The organism is Xanthobacter autotrophicus (genome assembly GCF_029991245.1).
Taxonomy (GTDB): Bacteria; Pseudomonadota; Alphaproteobacteria; order Rhizobiales; family Xanthobacteraceae; genus Xanthobacter; species Xanthobacter autotrophicus_C.
In genome coordinates, this window is the sequence record NZ_JAIVFO010000446.1 from 1 (window position 1) to 399 (window position 399).

General features: G+C 70.4%; 1 protein-coding gene. It reads left to right on the forward strand.

What is annotated here, in order from left to right; genetic code table 11:
* A partial coding sequence (locus K9U41_RS23615; RefSeq protein WP_282643249.1) for a ribosome-recycling factor occupies window positions 1–265 on the forward strand: 265 nt, incomplete at its 5' end.
* Window positions 266–399 lie beyond the last annotated feature (134 nt).

Sequence of the window (399 nt, forward strand, 5' to 3'; positions counted from 1 at the left end):
GCGCTGCGTGTTCCCCGAGCTCACCGAGGAGCGGCGCAAGGAGTACATCAAGGTCGCGCGGAACAAGGCCGAGGACGGCCGGGTCGCCATCCGCAACCTGCGCCGCACGGCCAAGCAGGGGCTGGAGAAGCTCGAGAAGGACGGCGAGGCGGGCAAGGACGACGTCGCCGGGGCCGAGAAGCGCCTCGACGGCATGACCAAGACCCACACCGACAAGATCGACGACCTGCTCAAGCACAAGGAAGCCGAGCTTCTCGAGGTCTGAGCAGATGACCGAGGCTGCCGGTCCGCCGGCACCGTCCCCAGCCCAGAAGGACCACGGCCGCGCCGGTCGCGACGTGCCCGCCGCGGTGGCGTCCGCCGTCGTGCTGCTGGCGTCGATCGCGCTGAGCCTGGCGT